The organism is Corynebacterium tuscaniense (genome assembly GCF_008693065.1).
Taxonomy (GTDB): domain Bacteria; phylum Actinomycetota; class Actinomycetes; order Mycobacteriales; family Mycobacteriaceae; genus Corynebacterium; species Corynebacterium tuscaniense.
Genome location: NZ_VXKH01000037.1, coordinates 1 through 18,196 on the forward strand (window position 1 = coordinate 1; position 18,196 = coordinate 18,196).

Genomic DNA, 18,196 nt, shown 5'->3' on the forward strand with positions numbered 1-18,196 from the left:
TTCGCGGCCACAGCCTCAAGGCGCGCATCCGTGGTTACGGTTCCTTGTTTCCGGGCCGTTGCAAGCGTATCGACGATCCCAATCGGCGCCGGCACATGCCCCACCCGCTGCCTCCGCCGCCCCTGCCTGCGGTTACGGGAACGGTTTGCCCGCGCTGCAGCGTTCATTGCGCGGCGCGATTCGGACACGATGAAACCCCACGCAAAAGGCGCATCGTGGACAATGAGCGTACGCCCATCAATGAAGCGGTCCAGGGTACGCAGGCGGCGCCCGAATTTTGGTGCACGGTCAAACAGGCTGTACTCCACACCGTGCATGTGCCGTGGACCTGGGTCCCCACCAGTGTTGAAGATGGCGTGGAACTCATCCCCAATCTCACCCGCATCATTGAAGGCCACACCATCAAGGGTGACTAAGCGTCCGGTGTTCGGATGAATATTTGTTGCTTGTGGGTACAGCGCCACGTACGGGTAAAGCTCCGTGAGGTTCAACTCCGCGACTGGTGTGTCGTTGTCTACCACTGCAGCTCCAAAATCGGAATGGGTGCAGGTGCATTCGGGTTCGGGCGCGGAGCAGGAGCCGGTGCAGGAGCGGGAGCTGGTGCCGGCGCCGGCGCAGGAGCTGGTGCCGGAGCAGGTGCTGGTGGTGCTGGCTGAACGGCTGCTCGTGGGGGAGCCGGGGCAGGAATGTAATTAGGCTCAACAGGTGCCGGGTTCGGATTCACCGGCTCGGGCTCAGGCTCGGGCTCCGATGAAGACGAATGTGTTTCCGATGTCGGAGACTTTTCCGTTGAAGCCGTCGGCTGTGATGAGGACGCTGAACTCGTAGTGTTCGTCGAGCTGGAATCACTCACATACGCATTGATTTCACGGGCACGCTCATCAACACCAGTGGAATATGCGATCAACCCCACCACGCCCAACGCGATGGCAGCACACAACACGGACGCCACCTGCATATTGAGGAAAGACGACAGGTCAATCCGTCGCGTAACACCACGGTGCGCTGCACGCTCCACATCCGCTTCCTGCGCTGCTTCTTCCGCCACAGCGTCAGCTGCAAAAGCCTCGTTGTGTGAAAGAGGAACCGAAGCCGGTGCCGGTGTTGGCGTTGGAACTGGTCCCGGTAAAACGGGGAGATCAGCGGGCACCGGGCCGAGGGGATCGGCGTGGATGGTGAGGACCGGTGCGCCGTCGACAAGCGAAAAAACGCCGTGCGCAAGCGCGATCAACCCGCGACTTTCCAGCATGCGCAAGGACGGGCTGAGCTCAATGCCTGCAGAACCATCCAATTCACCCACGATCGTGCCGTCCATGCGGGCGACAACCTCACCGGCGGCATCGAAACCGATCTCCACGGCAACACGCGCCCCATCGGTCCGCACACCAGTAGCTGCCACGCCAGTTTCATCGAGGTGAATCACGCGGGGAGTGCCTGTTGGCAACCACACACTTTGAGTATGCGGGGACAGTTCAGCGCGATTACTACCTGCATTAGCAGCATCCTTACTCATGTCGCCTCCCATCCGCGTGAAACCATAAACAAAGCTCTTATAAAAGAGCCTAGTCGCGGAAAGTTACTGGCCCAAAGGCTGCCTGATATTCAGGCTGCGGTTAGCGGCAGAGACCATTGCTTTAATGGACGCGCGAGTGGTGGAACCAGCAATACCCACACCCCACGCATCCGAACCGGCGACAGTGGAGCGGATGAAGCACACAGCATCCGCATCCCCGCCAGCCGTGCGTGCCTGCTGGCTGTAGTCCGTCACCTCATATTCCAAGCCAAGGCCACGCAACGCATCGGCGAAAGCAGCGATCGGGCCATTACCAGAACCTGTGATCGTGGTGGTTTCACCGTTGTAAACCACACCGGCCTTCACCGTTGCTTCATCCTCATCTGTCTCAGCCGCATCCACGTGGAGGCTGACCAGCTCAAGCGGGGTTTCCACATCCAGGTACTCGCCGGCAAAGACATCCCACATGTTCTTGGAATTGACCTCGCCGCCCTCTGAGTCCGTGATGGCCTGCACGACGGAGGAGAACTCCGCCTGCATCGGCTTGGGCATATTGATTCCGTGGTCTGTCTTCATGATGTAAGCCACACCACCCTTGCCCGACTGGGAGTTCACGCGAATCACTGCCTCATAATCGCGGCCAACATCCTTCGGGTCGATGGGCAGGTACGGGACCTCCCACACAGTTTCGCGCAGCTCCTCCCACGCCACATCGGTAGAGGACGCATCCGGGCGGACCTTCTGCGCCAAAGCGTCGAGGCCCTTGTTGATCGCGTCTTGGTGTGAACCAGAGAACGCCGTAAACACCAAGTCACCGCCGTAGGGGTGACGCTCCGGTACACGCAACTGGTTGCAGTACTCCACCGTCTCACGGATGCCGGCGATGTCAGAGAAATCAATCTGCGGGTCAACACCCTGGGTCAGCATGTTCAGGCCCAACGTGACCAAATCCACGTTGCCGGTGCGCTCACCATTGCCAAAGAGGCAGCCCTCGATGCGGTCCGCGCCGGCCAGGTAACCCAGCTCCGCCGCTGCGACGCCCTCGCCACGGTCATTGTGCGGGTGCAGGGACAAGATAATGGAATCACGCTTTTTAAAGTTGCGGTGCATCCACTCGATGGAATCCGCGTAGACGTTCGGCGTGATCATTTCCACCGTGGCCGGCAGGTTGATAATCATGGGGTCCTCCGGGGTGGCCTCCATGACGTCCACCACCGCGTCACACACCTCAACGGCAAAGTCCAGCTCCGTGCCGGTGAAGGATTCCGGCGAGTACTCCCAACGCCAGTGGGTATCCGGGTAGTCCTTCGCAATGGTCTTGATCAGCTCAGCCGCATCCGTAGCCAACTGCTTGATCGCCGCGCGGTCCTTGCGGAAGACCACTTCACGCTGCAGCTTCGACGTGGAATTGTAAAAGTGCACGATCACGCGCGGCGCACCAGCGCATGCCTCAAAGGTGCGGCGGATGAGGTGCTCGCGCGCCTGGACCAGAACCTGAATGGTCACGTCCTCCGGGATCATGTTCTCTTCGATGATCTCGCGCACAAAGTTGAAATCCGTCTGGGAAGCGGAGGGGAAACCAACCTCGATTTCCTTGTAGCCCATCTCCACGAGCAGCTTGAACATGCGGCGCTTGCGCTCCGGGCTCATCGGGTCAATCAACGCTTGGTTGCCGTCGCGCAGATCCACTGCGCACCACTGCGGTGCCACGGTGATCTTCTTGTCCGGCCAAGTGCGGTCCGGCAATGTGATGTCCTCGACCTCTTTGGCAAAAGGCAAGTAGCGCTCAAACGGCATTGAGGAGCCGCGCTGAGTGTTCCAGGCTGGCTGGCCCGGGTTACGGGGGCCGTTAGGCTTGCGGGTTTCAGCAGGCGGTGCAATGTGGGAATCAGAAGGGGTCATGGCTAGATCCTTAAAAACTAGGTCCTTGAAAATCAGGAGTGAAAAGTGAGGCACGGCCGGCATAACAAACTCCGCGACGGGGTGCCGGCCGTGAAGTGGTGGCCTAGAACCCGCCGCGGCTTAGAAGTAGGGCAGCTCCTTGGTGGTGAGCCGCCACACGCGGTGCGTGAGCCGATGACATGGTTCACATCGTAGCCAAGAAGCAGGCTCGCGCAAGCATTACGTGAGTATTAGGTGTGCTTTACGTGCATGTTAGGGCACCCTACATCTTTTGAACGACATCTTTTTGACGGTTAGGATAGCGCTTGCATTTACAAATCGCGTTTCTTTCATTGATCACCAGCCGGCATGCCGGCTGGGAAGGAGTTTGCCATGAAGGCCCTGTACCAATCCGCCGTTGTTTATTTGATCCTGGGCCTGTGTGCTGGCCTCTACTACCGCGAATTCACCAAGATCCAGGACTTCCCCGCAGGCGAGTTCACCCAGCTCGGCGTGACCCACACGCACCTGCTCATGTTGGGTTTCTTCGCCTTCCTCATCTTCCTGGCGCTGGAGAAAGCCTTTGCAGTATCGCGCGCCGGAAAGCTGTTCACCACCTTCTTCTGGACGTACAACCTCGGCGTCATTGTCACCACCGCCATGATGGTGTGGCACGGCAGCCTCACGGTGTTGGGGCAGGAGGGAAACGCGATGATCTCCGGTATCGCTGGGCTTGGCCACATCTTCCTCACCATCGGCCTGGCCTGCTTCATCATTGCGCTGGGTCGCGCTATCAAGCAGCCAGCCACTGAGGCAACCCCTGTGAACGCCTAGGGCTAAACCGACTTCCGCGACAGGAAATACGTTGCGGCGAACATTGCTATGACCGCCACTGCCATGAGGGCCCAGCCCGATATGGTGGTGACGATAAATTTTTCGCCCAACAGCACCATACCAAGCGTGTAGGCCAAAAGTGGCTCAAAGATTTTCATTGCGGGCAGGGACTGCGAAAGGTTGCCTGCCCCGAAGGCGTATTGCTGCACAATCGTGCCCACCACAGCAGCCGCGAGCAGCGCGTACAAAGGCCAGGTCGTGACCAACTCTGTCAGGCCACCCCGCACGAATGCGTCAACGGTCGTTTTGGAAAACACCGCCAAGTAGCCAAAGATCGCACCGCACACCGCGCCCAAAAGAAAAGCGCGAAAAACGGAAGCTTGTCGCTTTGCGACGATCACGGTGACCACCATCGCCGCCACCCCAACCCCCACGGCCAGGAGCCATTCCGAGCCCGACGCCATGCGCGTGCCGGGTGTTGGCCGCCCCAGAATCACCAGCACACCTACCGCAATGGTGAGGACTGTTGCCCAGAACGATTCATCGAGCTCCATCCGCCGTTTTTCCACTCGGGCCGACAAAATCAACGTCATCAGCAGTGACAGCACCAGTACTGGCTGCACCACAAGAAGCGCACCGAAGCTGAGCGCCACCGCCTGAAAACCGTAGGCGAGCCACGCCAAAGAAAGGGACAGCCACCAGACGGGGCGTTTGAGTGCGCCGATCGCACCGACAGAGTCTTCATGCTCTGCGTTGTGGCGAAGAACAATTTGGTGGCGCCACACCGTTCCAATGGCGATAGTCAGCGCCGATAAAAGGGCGAAGACTACAGCGAGGGTGTTGTTATGCACGCACAGCATGGTAGTCAACCTGTTGGTGAATGTATGACAACAAAACTTGGGGCGCGTACCCGTAAAGTAGGTACCGCACATTGTTCGGGTAGATACGTGGCTTTTATATTCGTGGCCCGGGATAGAAGAAAGGCGAACTGTGGCACTGATCGTCCAGAAGTACGGCGGGTCCTCTCTCGAGAGCGCGGAAAGGATCCGTGCGGTGGCGAAACGGATCGTCGATACGCAAAAAGCGGGCAATGATGTTGTGGTTGTCTGCTCCGCGATGGGCGACACGACGGATGAGCTTTTAGATCTAGCAGCGCAGGTCAACCCCACGCCACCCCCGCGTGAAATGGACATGCTGTTGACGGCAGGTGAGCGCATTTCCAACTCCCTAGTGGCAATGGCCATCGCGTCCTATGGCGCGCCCGTGCAGTCCTTCACCGGTTCGCAGGCCGGCGTGATCACCACCGAACGCCACGGCAACGCCCGCATCCTTGAGGTGACCCCCGGGCGCGTGCAAGAGGCCATTGACGCAGGCAAGATCGCCATCGTCGCCGGCTTCCAGGGCGTCAACCGTGCTACCCGTGACGTGACCACCCTTGGCCGTGGCGGTTCCGATACCACCGCGGTGGCGCTGGCCGCGGCCCTGGAAGCTGACGTGTGCGAGATCTACTCCGACGTTGACGGTGTGTACAGCGCTGACCCACGCATCGTCTCTGATGCGAAGAAGCTCGAACACCTCTGTTTCGAGGAGATGCTTGAGCTAGCCGCGTCCGGCTCAAAAATTCTGGTTCTGCGCAGCGTCGAATACGCCCGCGCATTCAATGTTCCCATGCGAGTACGCTCGTCTTACAGCAACGACCCCGGCACGCTGGTGTCCGGAGCGATGGAGGATATCCCCATGGAAGAAGCAGTTCTGGTTGGTGTGGCTACCGACGACTCTGAGGCAAAAATCACCGTCCTCGGCATCCCGGACGTGCCGGGTGAAGCCGCGAAGGTGTTCCGCGTGCTCGCTGATGCAGAGATCAACATTGACATGGTCTTGCAGAACACCTCGTCGTTGCATGACAACACCACTGACATTACCTTCACTCTTCCCATCGCCGATGGGCCGCGTGGTATGAAGCTGCTCGAGGACCTGGTGCAGCGCGAAGGCTGGCAGAACGTCACCTACAACGATGAGATTGCCAAGGTCTCCCTCATCGGCGCTGGTATGAAGTCCCACCCAGGTGTCACCGCCGAGTTCACCGAGGCGCTGCGTGACAAGGGCATCAACATTGGCATGCTCAACACCTCTGAAATCCGCATCACCGCCGTTGTCAGCCGCGCGGATATGGAGAATGCTGCGCGCGAAATCCACGAGAAGTTCGACCTCGGCGGCGACGAGCCAGCCGTGGTCTATGCAGGGACCGGGCGCTAAAGCCCATCCGCGATAAACGAAAGCAGATTGGAGTAATTCAATGACTACCGTCGCAGTCGTCGGTGCAACCGGCCAGGTCGGGCAGGTCATGCGCGATATTTTGGTGCAGCGTAACTTCCCCGCGGACAAAGTCCGTTTCTTCGCCTCCCCGCGCTCAGCCGGTAAGGAACTTGAGTTCCGCGGTGAGCAGATCGTGGTGGAGGACCTCACCCAGGTCACGCCCGAATCCGTGAAGGACGTGGACATTGCACTTTTCTCCGCTGGCGGTTCCACCTCAAAGGAATGGGCCCCCGTTTTCGCTGAAGCGGGCGCTACCGTGGTGGACAACTCCTCCGCATGGCGCAAGGACGAGGACGTCCCGCTCATCGTCTCCGAGGTCAACCCGGATGTGGTCAAAGGCCTGAAAAAAGGGATTATTGCCAACCCCAACTGCACAACGATGGCAGTCATGCCTGTAGCCAAGGCGCTTCACGACGCTGCCGGGCTCACCACCATGCGCGTCGCCTCCTACCAGGCAGTCTCCGGCTCGGGCCTGGCCGGTGTGGAAACGCTGGCGAAGCAAGTTGCTGAGGTAGGGGACCACAATGTAGACCTCACCCACGATGGCTCCGTGTTGTCTCCAGCTGACCTCGGCCCCTACGTCGCGCCCATCGCCTTCAACGCACTGCCGATGGCCGGCAACCTCGTTGATGACGGCACCTTCGAAACCGACGAAGAACAAAAGCTCCGCAACGAATCCCGCAAGATCCTCGGCCTGCCCGATCTGAAAGTCTCCGGCACCTGCGTCCGCATCCCGGTCTTCACCGGACACACCATGGTCGTGCACGCCGAGTTCGAGCGTGAAATCACCCCGGACGAAGCCAAGCGCGTTCTTGACGCCGCGCCTGGTGTCACCGTTGTTGACGTACCCACCCCGCTCGACGCCGCAGGCAAGGACGACTCCCTCGTCGGCCGCATCCGCCAAGACCAAGTCGTGGACGGCAACCGTGGCCTCGTCTTCGTCGTCTCCGGCGACAACCTGCGCAAGGGTGCAGCGCTCAACACGATTCAAATTGCTGAACTGCTGGTCTAAGCGGCTCTAATCCTCCGCGCCCGCCACAAGATCCCGGCGGGCGCGAGCCACACGCGAACGGATCGTGCCCACACGCACGTTAGCGATCTTCGCTGCCTCCTCATACGTATAACCCAGGACCTGGGTGAGGATGAGGGCTTCTCGACGTTCGGCCGGCAGACCGTCGAGAAGCGAACGCGCATCCAACACTTCACTCCACGTATTCGAATTATCGGGGCTCGGCTGCTGCCCTGCGACATCGTCATACTCAACCGCAGCCTTACGCGGCCGCGCCATGTCATGCCGCACCGAATCCACCCACGTGCGGCGGGCCAACGACAACAACCACGTACGCGCACTCGACCGAGCCGCAAACCGCGGCAACGAACCCATCACACGCAAATACGTCTCCTGCGTTAAATCATCCGCATGCTCCCGGCCCCCAAGATGCGCAAGCAGCCGCCACACATCCTCCTGCGTCGCGCGAATAAACTCAGACAACGCCTGCTTATCGCCACGGCCAGCGCGCAGCGCCAACTCCGTCACGTAGGCATCGTCCCTCTTCATCACGGAAGATGACGTTACCAGCAGCGAATTCGGCGACCCCTTGATGGAAGCTGCCGTGCTAGTCTGCTGCCAACGGGCTCAGCCGTTGAACCTCCACTTAAAAGGAGAGCGCCGATGACTGGGCCCTTTTACTGTTCTTGGGAGCTTCGGGGAAACAGAGTTAAACCGCAATCGTCGTCGGTTTGGTTCCGCGCCAAGTGTTTGGAACTTTTTTGGGTGTTGAGGGAACCGGGCTGTTTCCGCTGTTCTTCGGTCTCCTGCGCGCGCTTCAGTGTGCGCACCCTGTGGATAGTTTTTCGGGTTATCCACAGGCTTTTCGGCCCCTAGCTGCGCGTTTTTGGTTTTCGGTTTAGCGTTGCCGGCATGAATCCTTTTGCAGCACTAGTGGCGGGTTTAACGAACCCGGTTGAGTCCTTGGCATCCTTTGATGCCCAGGTGCTTATCGACGCTGGCTGCAGCCCTGCCCGTATTCGCGAATGGGCGAAAGTTCACACGGTCTACTACGGGAAAACGAAGTTCACCCGTAAACAAGCAAACGCGATTACGGTGGCACGCTCGACTCAGAAGTCCTTGGATCAGCTCGTCTACATCGAGGGACAGTTAGCACCTATCGCTGACCCTGCTGAGAAGTGGCGGCTACGTTTAGTGTTGTTGTCGGTTCCGGGTGACTATAAAACGCTTCAGCGTCGGGCGAAGACCATCGTCCCGGAGGTGGACAAGCCTGCCCCGGAACCGGCGGTGGGGTTTGGGCGCTCACGTAAAAAGAGGCGCCCTATCATCATCACGGCTAGAGAAGAAGACGCAGCAGCTATCGAGTTCGCCTCACGCCAGGGCCTCGGCGATGGCCCTGCAGGCCCCCAGATGTACGAGAACTTAATGACCATCCTGGGTCTTCGCCCTGATGCTCAAGGTGAAGGGGATGCCGCCCCAGCTCGAGTTGCTCCGGCTGTTCCCCGCCCCTTGATCCTCATCCCACTAGACGACCACATCACCATTGTGGGCGGTGATGGGGATGACACCATCTTGGGGTTGACTGATGGCACCACGATCACCGGTGCGGACTACCTGACGCAGCATCATGGGGAGCAACTGGAGGTGGCGGTGTTCCACCCACAAGCAGGTGCCGTCAACCTGTATGACACGCAACGCTTCGCCAACCGGAAACAGCGTGACCTAGCACGGGCTTTGTCACCAATCTGCCCGGTACCGGGGTGCCGGCATGCGGCTGATAATTGCGAGGTCCACCACATCAAAGCATGGTCGAGGGGCGGGCATACGAACATGGACAACCTGGCGATGTTGTGTCGCTATCACAACCGCACCAATGATGATGACCCCGCACATGCCCACCGGGGCCGGGTGGAGAATATCCGGGGTGTACCGACCTGGCGCTCACCCCGGGGACACCTCGTGGCCAACACTGTCCACCCCTACGGAGCGATGACACTGCTCTACGGAAGATAAGCGAGACACCTCACACCTCATGCTGAAAGCCAGCAACAGCTGGTCTTTCGGCATGCCCAAAAACAGCTGGTTTGACGATGACGGTGAACGCTACGCAAAACCGCAGCTCGCTGATCGGCGTTCGAGGCAATAGCCAAACCGGATAACCTCACCAACCCACGAACACCAAAGCCCCGGCAGCCAAAAACAGACAACCAGGGTGTGGGCGCTCCGACACCAAGGGCACTACATCATTCAATTCGGCATTGTGCCATATCAGCAACTGCTATTTCTGACTCCGGAGAACACTATTGGGGCAGCACAGAAGATGTTTACTTGGTCCCGCCTGTCGTTGCCGTGGTTATGGGGGGGTGGGGGATTGCATCGTCGTTTAGCGGGCCAACTTTTCGGCCGTAAGTCTCCTGAAGGAGAGCATTAAGAAGTGCAAAGTGGCCTCCGAAGAATATGGAGGATCCGCTCTTCGAATCCGAGCCTGATCCCACCGCTTGCTGAAAAACGACATTTCTCCGCTGTGAAGCATGTGACCAGATGATAGGGGGGGGGCTTTTGGATGGCTCAGCCAAAGGAATGATTTCGGCCGAAATTGGTTGAAGGTCACAGTTAGCGTGCGTAGTGTCGGACACATCAGTGAAGAAACCTGGATCAAACGAGGAGGTCCATCGAATGGCTGACAACAAACCTGCAGATGACATTGTGAAGAAGGGTGAACGCCCTGCTGGCGACGGCAAAACTACTCGCTTGGGTGGCCAGCCCGTCGCATCGGAAAATATCTCCATCACCGCCGGTCCGCAGGGGCCGAACCTGTTGGATGACATCCATCTGGTAGAAAAGCTTGCTCACTTCAACCGTGAGAATGTCCCCGAGCGCATCCCGCACGCCAAGGGTCACGGTGCTTTTGGTGAGCTGCATATTACTGAGGACGTGTCTAAGTACACCAAGGCCAAGCTGTTCCAGCCGGGCACCGTCACCCCGATGGCGGCACGTTTTTCCACCGTTGCTGGTGAGGCAGGTTCCCCGGACACTTGGCGCGACGTCCACGGATTCGCCTTGCGTTTCTGGACCGAGGACGGCAACTACGACATTGTGGGTAACAACACCCCGACGTTCTTCCTTCGCGACGCAGTGAAGTTCCCGGACTTCATCCACTCTCAGAAACGCGATCCCGCATCCGGTCTGCGTAGTGATGAAATGCAGTGGGATTTCTGGTCCCGCACCCCGGAAACCGCACACCAGGTGACCTACCTTCTCGGTGACCGTGGCACCCCGAAGACTTCCCGCCACCAGGACGGTTTCGGTTCCCACACTTTCCAGTGGGTCAACGCTGAAGGTGATGCAGTGTGGATTAAGTACCACTTCAAGACCCGTCAGGGCTGGGAGTGCTTCACGGACGAAGAGGCAGCTAAGGTCGCTGGTGAGAATGCTGACTACCACCGCCAGGACCTCTACGAGGCCATTGAGCGCGGCGACTACCCGATCTGGGATGTCAAGGTTCAGATCATGCCGTTCGAGGATGCGGAGAATTACCGTTTCAATCCGTTCGACCTGACTAAGACTTGGTCGCAGAAGGACTACCCGCTTGTCGACGTTGGCTACTTCGTCCTCAACCGCAACCCGAAGAACTACCACGCTCAGATTGAGCAGCTGGCTCTTGACCCGGCCAACCTCGTCCCCGGTGTCGGCCTGTCCCCGGACCGCATGCTGCAGGGCCGTGTCTTCGCCTACGCTGACCAGCACCGCTACCGCATCGGGCCGAACTACAAGGACCTGCCGGTCAACCAGCCGATCGTTCCGGTGAATACCTACTCTGAGCGTGGCCCGATGGCGTACTTCTTCAACAACGAAGGCGAGCCGAACTACTCCCCGAACCGCACGGACAAGGGCGCCGGCTACTTGGACAACGGTGAGGATTCCTCCTCCAACCACACCACGTATGGTCAGGCTGAGGACCTCTACGTCAACCCGGATCCGCACGGCACGGACCTGGTTCGCGCCGCCTACGTCAAGCACGCGGAGGATGATGACTTCGGCCAGGCAGGCACCCTCTACCGCGAGGTTTTCGATGATGCTGCTCGCGAGCGCTTCATCAACAACGTGACCAATAAGATGCTGCCCATCAAGGACAAGGACGTTGAGGAGCGCACCTTCGCTTACTGGGGCAACGTGGACGCTGACCTGGAGACTAAGCTGCGTGAGGTGCTGGCGCAGAAGCGCGCAGCGCAGGGCTAGGACCCTTTAGGGTCCCGCCCCCCGGGGGCCCTTTCCTAACACAGAACCCGCTTTCTAGAACCCGCTTATTGGCCAAAAATCGTCGATAAGCTGGGTCTTGAAAGCGGGTTTTAGCTTTGGGTTCTTGAGGAGGCAGCGGATTAACCAGCCGCGCGTGGGTCGACCACGGTCACGCCGTGGATGGAGCGGCCCATGATAAAGGAGCCAACAGATCCGACGATCCACACACCCAGAATGGCGATACCAGCGCGGATGGTGTCCGCAGCGTTGAAACCGTCGGTGGCCCAGTCGGCGGTAAGTTTGGCCAGTATCAGCGCTGGGAAGGCGACGCACACCAGGGGACCCATGAGGTTCACGCGGGTCAGTGCGTTGGGGGCGCGGAGCTGGAGGATGAGGGTGGCCACGGTCATGAACACGGCGATAGCCACGAAGAACAGGACGATGAACTGCCAGAGAGCCATTAGCGGCGCCCCCTCGAGATGATGCGGGACATGGACAAGGTTGGGATCGCGCCGCAGACGAGTGCGGCGAGGATGGCTATTTCGTAGCCGATGAAGGTGTCGTTGAAGATGGTCCACACGAAGTAGAGGCAGACCGCGCCGTAGAAGATGTAGTCCGCCAGCACGGCGCGGCTGAGTTCGTCTTTATCGCGCAGGATGGCTACCAGCCCGATGATCACGCACGCCACCATGATCACGATGGCACCGATGAGGATTGTTTCAAACATGGTGCAGGTCACTTCCTTCCATTCTGAGCCAGCCCACTACGCCGAGAACGCCGGGCACGCCGCGCGCGTCGGGCTTGGTCAGCGGCATCGACTGGGTCGGCGGCGTCGGGGTTAGCAGCGTCGCGCAGGTCTTCGTAGGACTCCCAGAGGACCTGAGTGGGGTCGATGGGGGTGTCTTTGACGCGGGGGGCAACGTGTTCTTCCATATCGGCAAGCCCAGCGATGACGTCTTCGGGGTTGGAGCCGAAGGCGGCTTGGACAAGCATGATGCGTGGTTTGCCGGCGCCGGTGTCGCGGAAGCCCATGGCCAGGGTGGATGGGGTGGCGGTGACGGAGGTGGAGAACCAGAAGAGTTCCCATTCGCGGTCCACGCGTAGGGGGTAGTAGATGACGATGGGTTGGAGGCCGGAGTCCGCTCGGAACGCCGCGAGTGCGGTGGAGAATCCAGCGACCATGATTTCTTTGACTATCCAGGGGAAGTAGCGGATGCCGTGGAGGATGGTGTTCATTAGTGGCCTCCTTGCAGGGTTGCGGCGTCGGGCACACCGATGGGGGCGGTGCCGAGGACGGCGGAGGTGTAGGAGGGGACGTCGAGAAGCGCGTCGATGGAGGCTGTTGTTGCGCCCCACAGTGGGCCGGCGGCGATGAACATGCCGAGCGAAATGAGCATAAGGCTTATCGACGGCGCCACCAGCGCCCCCCTCACCCTCAAGTTTTCCGGGAACCGGTCCATGGGGCGACCCCAGAACACTTCGCGCCAGACCCGGAACATGGCCAGCATCGCGCCGAAGGAGGCGACGATGATCGCGGCGATGACCACCCAGGAGGCGAGGTCACCGGGGCGTGCGGCGGCGAAGACGAGGGAGAGTTTGCCCCACAGGCCGGAAAATGGGGGGAAGCCGATGACGGAGAATGCGCCGGCGGCGAAGACCGTGGCGGTGATGGGGTCGCGCCGGGCGAGTCCGGAAAGTTTGGATAGTGTGCCGGTGCCGTAGGTTTCTTCGATTGCGCCGGAGTTCAGTGTCAGTGCGCCAATGGTGATCATGTGGTGCAGGGTGTACATGAGACCGGCGGCGAGTGCGTACCGTGCGTTTTCCTGCGTGAATGCCAGCATGATGAGGATGAACGGCATGCCGTTGATCATCTGGTAGCCGAGTACCTGGCGGATGGTGGATTCCGCGAGACCAGCGAAGGCGCCGATGAGCATGGACACGATCATCACACCGATGATGAGCCAGTTCCAGCGCGCATCCATGTCAAAAATGACCACCCAGATGCGGAAGAGCATGTACACCGCGACCTTTGTGTGCAGACCTGAGAACAGACCCATCACTGCAGCGCTTGTCGACGTATACGTGCGCGGCAGCCACGTATGCAGCGGGAACACAGCGGCCTTCGCGCAGATGGCGGCAACCACGATGGCCATGGCGACGGTAACGGGGCCGTTGCCGGCGGCCGCGCCTTGGAGGGCGCCAATGTTGACAGCTCCGGTGACGGCGTAAACGTAGCCGACGCCCATGACCAGGAAGGTCGACGCGGCGAGGTTCACCAGCACAAAGAGGCGCGCGGATTGGAGGCGGTGGCGGGTGCCCGACATGGCGATGAGGCCGTAGGAGGGCAGCAGCATGACCTCGATCATGACGAAGAAGTTGAACAGGTCCGCTGTGAGCAGCGCTCCGGAAACACCGGTGATGAGCACCAGCGTCAGTGGTGTGTAGTAGCGCGCATTCATTTCACCGGAGACGATGGCGAACCAGTTGGAGATCAATGCCACCAGCATGGTGGTGATGAGCATGATGGCGGAGAATTGGTCCCCGGCAAAGGCGATGCCCGCCCCTCCTTGGTAGAGGCCAATGATGTGGCCGATGGTGCCGTGCTGCGCGGTGTAGAAGTACAGCCAGATGCCACCGGCGAGGTTGATGGTGGGGATGAGGAGGGACAGTGCGTCGTTAAGCAGGCGCCAGGGTGAGAGCGCCGTGACTGCCGCAACGATGAGTGGCAGTGCAACGAAGACAGGAAGTAACGCGTCAGGTGCCATTAGCCGCGCACCCCCTTGTGGGCCGTGCGGCCGGTGGTGGTGAGGGCATCCGGGTCGAGCTTGGCAGCCTGGTCGGCGTCAAGGATGTTCGCAATCGTGTCATCATCACGTCCCAGGGCGGCAAGCAGCAGCAGGATTGTCGTGGTGGCCATGGCGATGACAATCGCGGTGAGCACGAAGGCTTGTGGCAGCGGGTCCGACATGTGTTCCATGGGGGTCTGGGAGGGGAAAGCCTCCCCACGCCAGGCACCATTGCCGGCCGCCAGGAGCGTCAAGTTACTGGCGTGCCCAAGCAAAGACATGCCGAAGATGATGCGCACCATGCCACGCTGCATGATCAAGTACACCGCCCCGGCGACGAGGATTCCAACTGTGACTGCGTAAATCATTTCGCTCCTCCCTTCGGGGTTTTCCGCGATCCTGCCGCGATGGCGCTGGCCAAGTCCAGTGGTTTCGCGGCCGGGTTGATGGGCTTCGGGTGGGCCTTCGCGGCGCCATCCGGTGTGGAAATCTCGGGCACATCCGGCAGAGGGTTGGGCCCGTCGCGGTGGTAGTCCAACTGTTCGCGGTCCGCGCCGGGGCGCAGGTAGCCACCCATGCCGTTAATGGCCATGGTGAGCATGCCAAGGACGGCAAGGTAAATGCCGGCGTCAAAGATCAGCGAGGTAGTCATGTGCTCCCCGGCAATTTCACCGTGGATGGCGTACATGAAGCCGCCCTCGATGAAACCGAGGAAGCCGGAAGAAATGGCCACGATGATGCCAATGCCGGTGAGGTAGATCGGCGTTTTGGGGCCCACCGCATTGCGGTCAGAGCTTTGGGACAGGTAGCTGAGCACAAAGGCGGTTGCCAGGACAAGTGCGGCGATGAAGCCACCACCCGGGGCAGTGTGACCGCGGAAGAAGATGAGCACGGACAACACGATGAGGATTGGGGTAACCAGCTTGGCCACTTTTCGCAGTGGCAGCGTGTTCAAACGTGATTGGCCAAAAGGTGCTGGCCGGGTGCCGTCCTGGAAGTCATGGCGTGGCACCGAGGCGGTGACCGCGGCGATGACCACGGCAGCCATGCCCAGGACGGAAAGCTCGCCCAAGGTATCAAAACCACGGAACTCAACGATGATCACGGCCACGATATTGTCCGCACCCGTGAGCTTGCCACCCTCCGACAGGTACCACATGGCCAGGTCAGAGCGTTCCCGACGTCCCGTGAGCCCATACACGCCAAGGAACGCAACAACGCCAGCGACAGCGGCGAAGAGCATGGACAACGCCTTTCGCTTCTGCGGGGTTTCGGAGAAAAGGCGGGGCTGGTAGCGCAGCACCATCATGATCACCACGATGGTTAGCGCCTCCACCGTGAACTGTGTCAGTGCCACGTCAGGCGCACCGAGCAACAGCATCTGCAAACTCATGCCTACGCCGGCGGTGCCCAACAAGACGGCTGCGGTCATGCGCTTCTTCGTGGTCACCAGACCAAAGACAGACACGCCGATGATGGTCAGTGGGATGAGATCCCAGTAGTTATCCAGGCCGTCCGTTCGCGGGGCCGGGACCACACCATCAACACCCGTGGTGAACACGGCGGTGACAGCACCCATGGTCACGATGACGGCCACAAGCCAAACGAGGTGGCGGGACGGGTTGAAGCTATTTGCCATGGCGCCGGCTGCGCGCCCGATGCGTTCGGATCCTTTCACCACACCATGCAGGACATCATTGCCGGTAAACGGCAGGAGCTGCTTGTTCTCCAGTGCGGCAAAGACCGGTTTGCGCACGAAGAGGAACACGATGCCCGCCACAAGAACCACCATGGACACGATGAACGGCCAGGTCACGCCGTGCCACAGAGCCAAATGCGACTCGAAGCCGGCAGTGCGGGCGATGGAGGAAACGGCGCGGGTCACAGGGCCGTCGATAAGCGAAAGTGCAAAAACCGCAGGCACCGACAACAAGCCGGGAAGCGCGGCCGGAAGCCACAGGGACGTTGGTGCTTCGTGGACATCGGACATGTCACGTGGGCCGTCGATGAATGCGCCGAAGACGATCTTGGCGGAGTACACGAAGGTGCACAGCGCGGCGAGACCACCGAGTGCGAGCAGCAGCGGGCCGTACGCGGTGGAATGGAACGCATCCAGGATGGATTCCTTGGACACGAAGCCGAACAGTGGCGGGATTGCGGCCATCGATGCGGCAGCGATGACGAGGGAGCCGAACGTGAACGGCATCTTGTCCCACATGCGACCCAGGCGGCGGATGTCGCGCGAGCCGGCCTCATGGTCAATCACGCCGATGAGCATGAACAGGGAGGACTTAAACAGCGCGTGCGCGAGCGTGTGCACGAGTGCTGCGGCAAGCGCGAACGGGGTGCCCACGCCGACAGCTGCGACGATCCAGCCCAGGTGAGACACCGTGGAGTAGGCGGTGAGGTGCTTCAGGTCCGTCTTCGTGATGGCGAAGATCGCGGACATGAGTGCCGTGCCCAGACCCACCGTGACCAGCAGGACATTCCAGGTGGTGTTGCCGGCAAAGATGGTGGAGAAACGCAACAGTAGGTAGATACCTGCCTTGACCACCGCGGCGGCGTGCAGGAACGCGGACACCGGCGTAGCGGCCGCCATCGCTTCCGGCAGCCAGAAGTGGAAGGGGAACTGGGCGGCTTTGGTGAAGCCGGAGATGGCAATGAGCACTGCCACGCCGGTGACGATCTTGCTGTCTTGCTGCCACACATCCGCAGCGAGGATCCCGCTCAGGCGGGTCGTGCCCGTGGTCACCGCGGCAATAGCCAAACCTGCCAGCAGTGTCAGACCGCCAAAGAAGGTCAGCGCAAGAGTGCGGAAGGAGCCAGCCTCACCCGACGAGCCCGACCGGGCGATGAGCAGGAAGGACGCGATGGACACAAGCTCCCAGCCGATGAAGAGGAGCACCACATCGTCTGCAAGCACGAGCAGTAGCACCGACAGTGTGAAGGCCGTCATGATGGTGTAAAAGCTCGTATTGCCGTCATTTTTGGGCAGGTACGCCGCCGAATAAATGAGCACGATGCCACCGATGCACAAGGCGAGCAGCGCGAAGAAAGCACTGAGCCCATCAGCGCGCAACGCAATATCCACGGTGGTTCCGGGGCCGAGTAAATCTTCAGCCCACGTTGTTTCAAACACGAGGGGACCAGCGCCGTTAAGAGCGCGCGTGAGAAGTCCGGCGGCGATGAGCATGACGGGACCCAGGACCCAACCAGCCCTGCGATCCACCGCGCGCACCAGCACCGGGGACGCAACCACAGACGCAGCAACGATCCCTAGAACAATAAGAAGAGCCATAGGCACGGGGTATTTCTGGTTACGGGTGCGCGGGTAAGCCCACCCATGGGATGTCATCCAACGTATCAGGTGCGCCGGTGGACGGCTCAGTTGCTTTTTGCTTATCGACGCCCCTCCTAACAGCGTGTCACACCAGAAGCAACCGTCACATTCGTTACATTTTGCGCTATGAAGTGGAACGTAGTCCTTGCGTTTGTAGTATTCGTCGTTGCGGCAATTTCTCCCATGAACCCCGCCGCCACGTGGACAAGCCCTAATTCTGAACAAACTACGGGTGCCCCCGCCGCCTACGCCGGGCCGGACCAGCTCGTGGGTGCGCG

The 18,196-nt window shown here is 60.2% G+C and carries 15 protein-coding genes and 1 pseudogene; 5 read left to right on the forward strand and 11 right to left on the reverse strand.

Going from position 1 to position 18,196, the window contains the following annotated elements:
• From F4V54_RS07425 to leuA, 3 genes and pseudogenes are all read right to left on the reverse strand, one after another.
• Positions 1 to 521: pseudogene (locus tag F4V54_RS07425) on the reverse strand (DNA polymerase III subunit epsilon); the annotation flags it as partial.
• Positions 515 to 1,513 (reverse strand): hypothetical protein, encoded by a 999-nt coding sequence (locus F4V54_RS07430; RefSeq protein ID WP_150386730.1) that lies wholly within the window; start codon positions 1,511 to 1,513, stop codon positions 515 to 517. The pseudogene F4V54_RS07425 and the gene F4V54_RS07430, both read right to left, overlap by 7 nt.
• A 63-nt stretch (positions 1,514 to 1,576) precedes the next feature.
• Entirely contained in the window at positions 1,577 to 3,415 is a 1,839-nt protein-coding gene (leuA, locus tag F4V54_RS07435; protein ID WP_150386731.1) for a 2-isopropylmalate synthase, read from the reverse strand.
• A gap of 372 nt (positions 3,416 to 3,787) precedes the next feature.
• Here leuA and F4V54_RS07440 point away from each other — a divergent pair, with 372 nt between their 5' ends.
• Complete coding sequence (locus F4V54_RS07440) at positions 3,788 to 4,228, forward strand: DUF2871 domain-containing protein (protein ID WP_034665880.1); 441 nt, start codon at positions 3,788 to 3,790, stop codon at positions 4,226 to 4,228.
• A gap of 2 nt (positions 4,229 to 4,230) precedes the next feature.
• Here the strand turns inward: F4V54_RS07440 and F4V54_RS07445 are convergent, their stop codons facing one another.
• Entirely contained in the window at positions 4,231 to 5,088 is an 858-nt protein-coding gene (locus tag F4V54_RS07445) for a DMT family transporter (RefSeq protein ID WP_034665882.1), read from the reverse strand.
• A gap of 130 nt (positions 5,089 to 5,218) precedes the next feature.
• Between F4V54_RS07445 and F4V54_RS07450 the strand changes: the two genes are divergently transcribed.
• Together F4V54_RS07450 and F4V54_RS07455 are read left to right on the forward strand one after the other, a co-directional pair.
• Positions 5,219 to 6,484, forward strand: coding sequence for an aspartate kinase (locus F4V54_RS07450; RefSeq protein ID WP_102723728.1), 1,266 nt, complete (start codon positions 5,219 to 5,221; stop codon positions 6,482 to 6,484).
• 40 nt (positions 6,485 to 6,524) lie between these two features.
• Positions 6,525 to 7,556, forward strand: a complete 1,032-nt coding sequence (locus F4V54_RS07455) for an aspartate-semialdehyde dehydrogenase (protein ID WP_150386732.1) — start codon at positions 6,525 to 6,527, stop codon at positions 7,554 to 7,556.
• A 6-nt stretch (positions 7,557 to 7,562) separates the two neighbouring features.
• Here F4V54_RS07455 and F4V54_RS07460 read toward each other — a convergent pair whose 3' ends face one another.
• Entirely contained in the window at positions 7,563 to 8,102 is a 540-nt protein-coding gene (locus F4V54_RS07460) for an RNA polymerase sigma factor (RefSeq protein ID WP_150386738.1), read from the reverse strand.
• Positions 8,103 to 8,465: 363 nt separating this feature from the next.
• Here F4V54_RS07460 and F4V54_RS07465 point away from each other — a divergent pair, with 363 nt between their 5' ends.
• Positions 8,466 to 9,566: an HNH endonuclease signature motif containing protein gene (locus F4V54_RS07465; protein WP_150386733.1), complete on the forward strand. Its 1,101-nt coding sequence runs from the start codon at positions 8,466 to 8,468 to the stop codon at positions 9,564 to 9,566.
• A 663-nt stretch (positions 9,567 to 10,229) separates the two neighbouring features.
• Positions 10,230 to 11,792, forward strand: coding sequence for a catalase (locus tag F4V54_RS07470; protein WP_102723724.1), 1,563 nt, complete (start codon positions 10,230 to 10,232; stop codon positions 11,790 to 11,792).
• A gap of 140 nt (positions 11,793 to 11,932) precedes the next feature.
• Here the strand turns inward: F4V54_RS07470 and F4V54_RS07475 are convergent, their stop codons facing one another.
• Genes F4V54_RS07475 through F4V54_RS07500 form a run of 6 tightly spaced genes read right to left on the reverse strand, consistent with a single transcriptional unit; the run spans position 11,933 to position 17,876 of the window.
• The gene (locus F4V54_RS07475; RefSeq protein WP_150386734.1) at positions 11,933 to 12,253 is read right to left on the reverse strand and encodes a Na+/H+ antiporter subunit G; all 321 of its coding nucleotides are present in this window, start codon (positions 12,251 to 12,253) and stop codon (positions 11,933 to 11,935) included.
• Complete coding sequence (locus F4V54_RS07480) at positions 12,253 to 12,519, reverse strand: cation:proton antiporter (RefSeq protein ID WP_052092659.1); 267 nt, start codon at positions 12,517 to 12,519, stop codon at positions 12,253 to 12,255. The genes F4V54_RS07475 and F4V54_RS07480 overlap by 1 nt, the downstream gene beginning before the upstream one ends.
• Positions 12,520 to 12,527: 8 nt before the next feature.
• Positions 12,528 to 13,028 (reverse strand): monovalent cation/H+ antiporter subunit E, encoded by a 501-nt coding sequence (locus F4V54_RS07485; protein ID WP_150386735.1) that lies wholly within the window; start codon positions 13,026 to 13,028, stop codon positions 12,528 to 12,530.
• Positions 13,028 to 14,557 (reverse strand): monovalent cation/H+ antiporter subunit D family protein, encoded by a 1,530-nt coding sequence (locus F4V54_RS07490; protein WP_150386736.1) that lies wholly within the window; start codon positions 14,555 to 14,557, stop codon positions 13,028 to 13,030. The genes F4V54_RS07485 and F4V54_RS07490 overlap by 1 nt, the downstream gene beginning before the upstream one ends.
• Positions 14,557 to 14,946 carry a cation:proton antiporter subunit C gene (locus F4V54_RS07495; RefSeq protein WP_034663156.1) on the reverse strand — a complete coding sequence of 130 codons (390 nt, stop codon included), beginning with the start codon at positions 14,944 to 14,946 and terminating at the stop codon, positions 14,557 to 14,559. Before F4V54_RS07495 ends, F4V54_RS07490 begins: the two co-directional genes overlap by 1 nt.
• Positions 14,943 to 17,876, reverse strand: a complete 2,934-nt coding sequence (locus tag F4V54_RS07500) for a DUF4040 family protein (RefSeq protein ID WP_150386737.1) — start codon at positions 17,874 to 17,876, stop codon at positions 14,943 to 14,945. Before F4V54_RS07500 ends, F4V54_RS07495 begins: the two co-directional genes overlap by 4 nt.
• Positions 17,877 to 18,196: the final 320 nt, after the last annotated feature.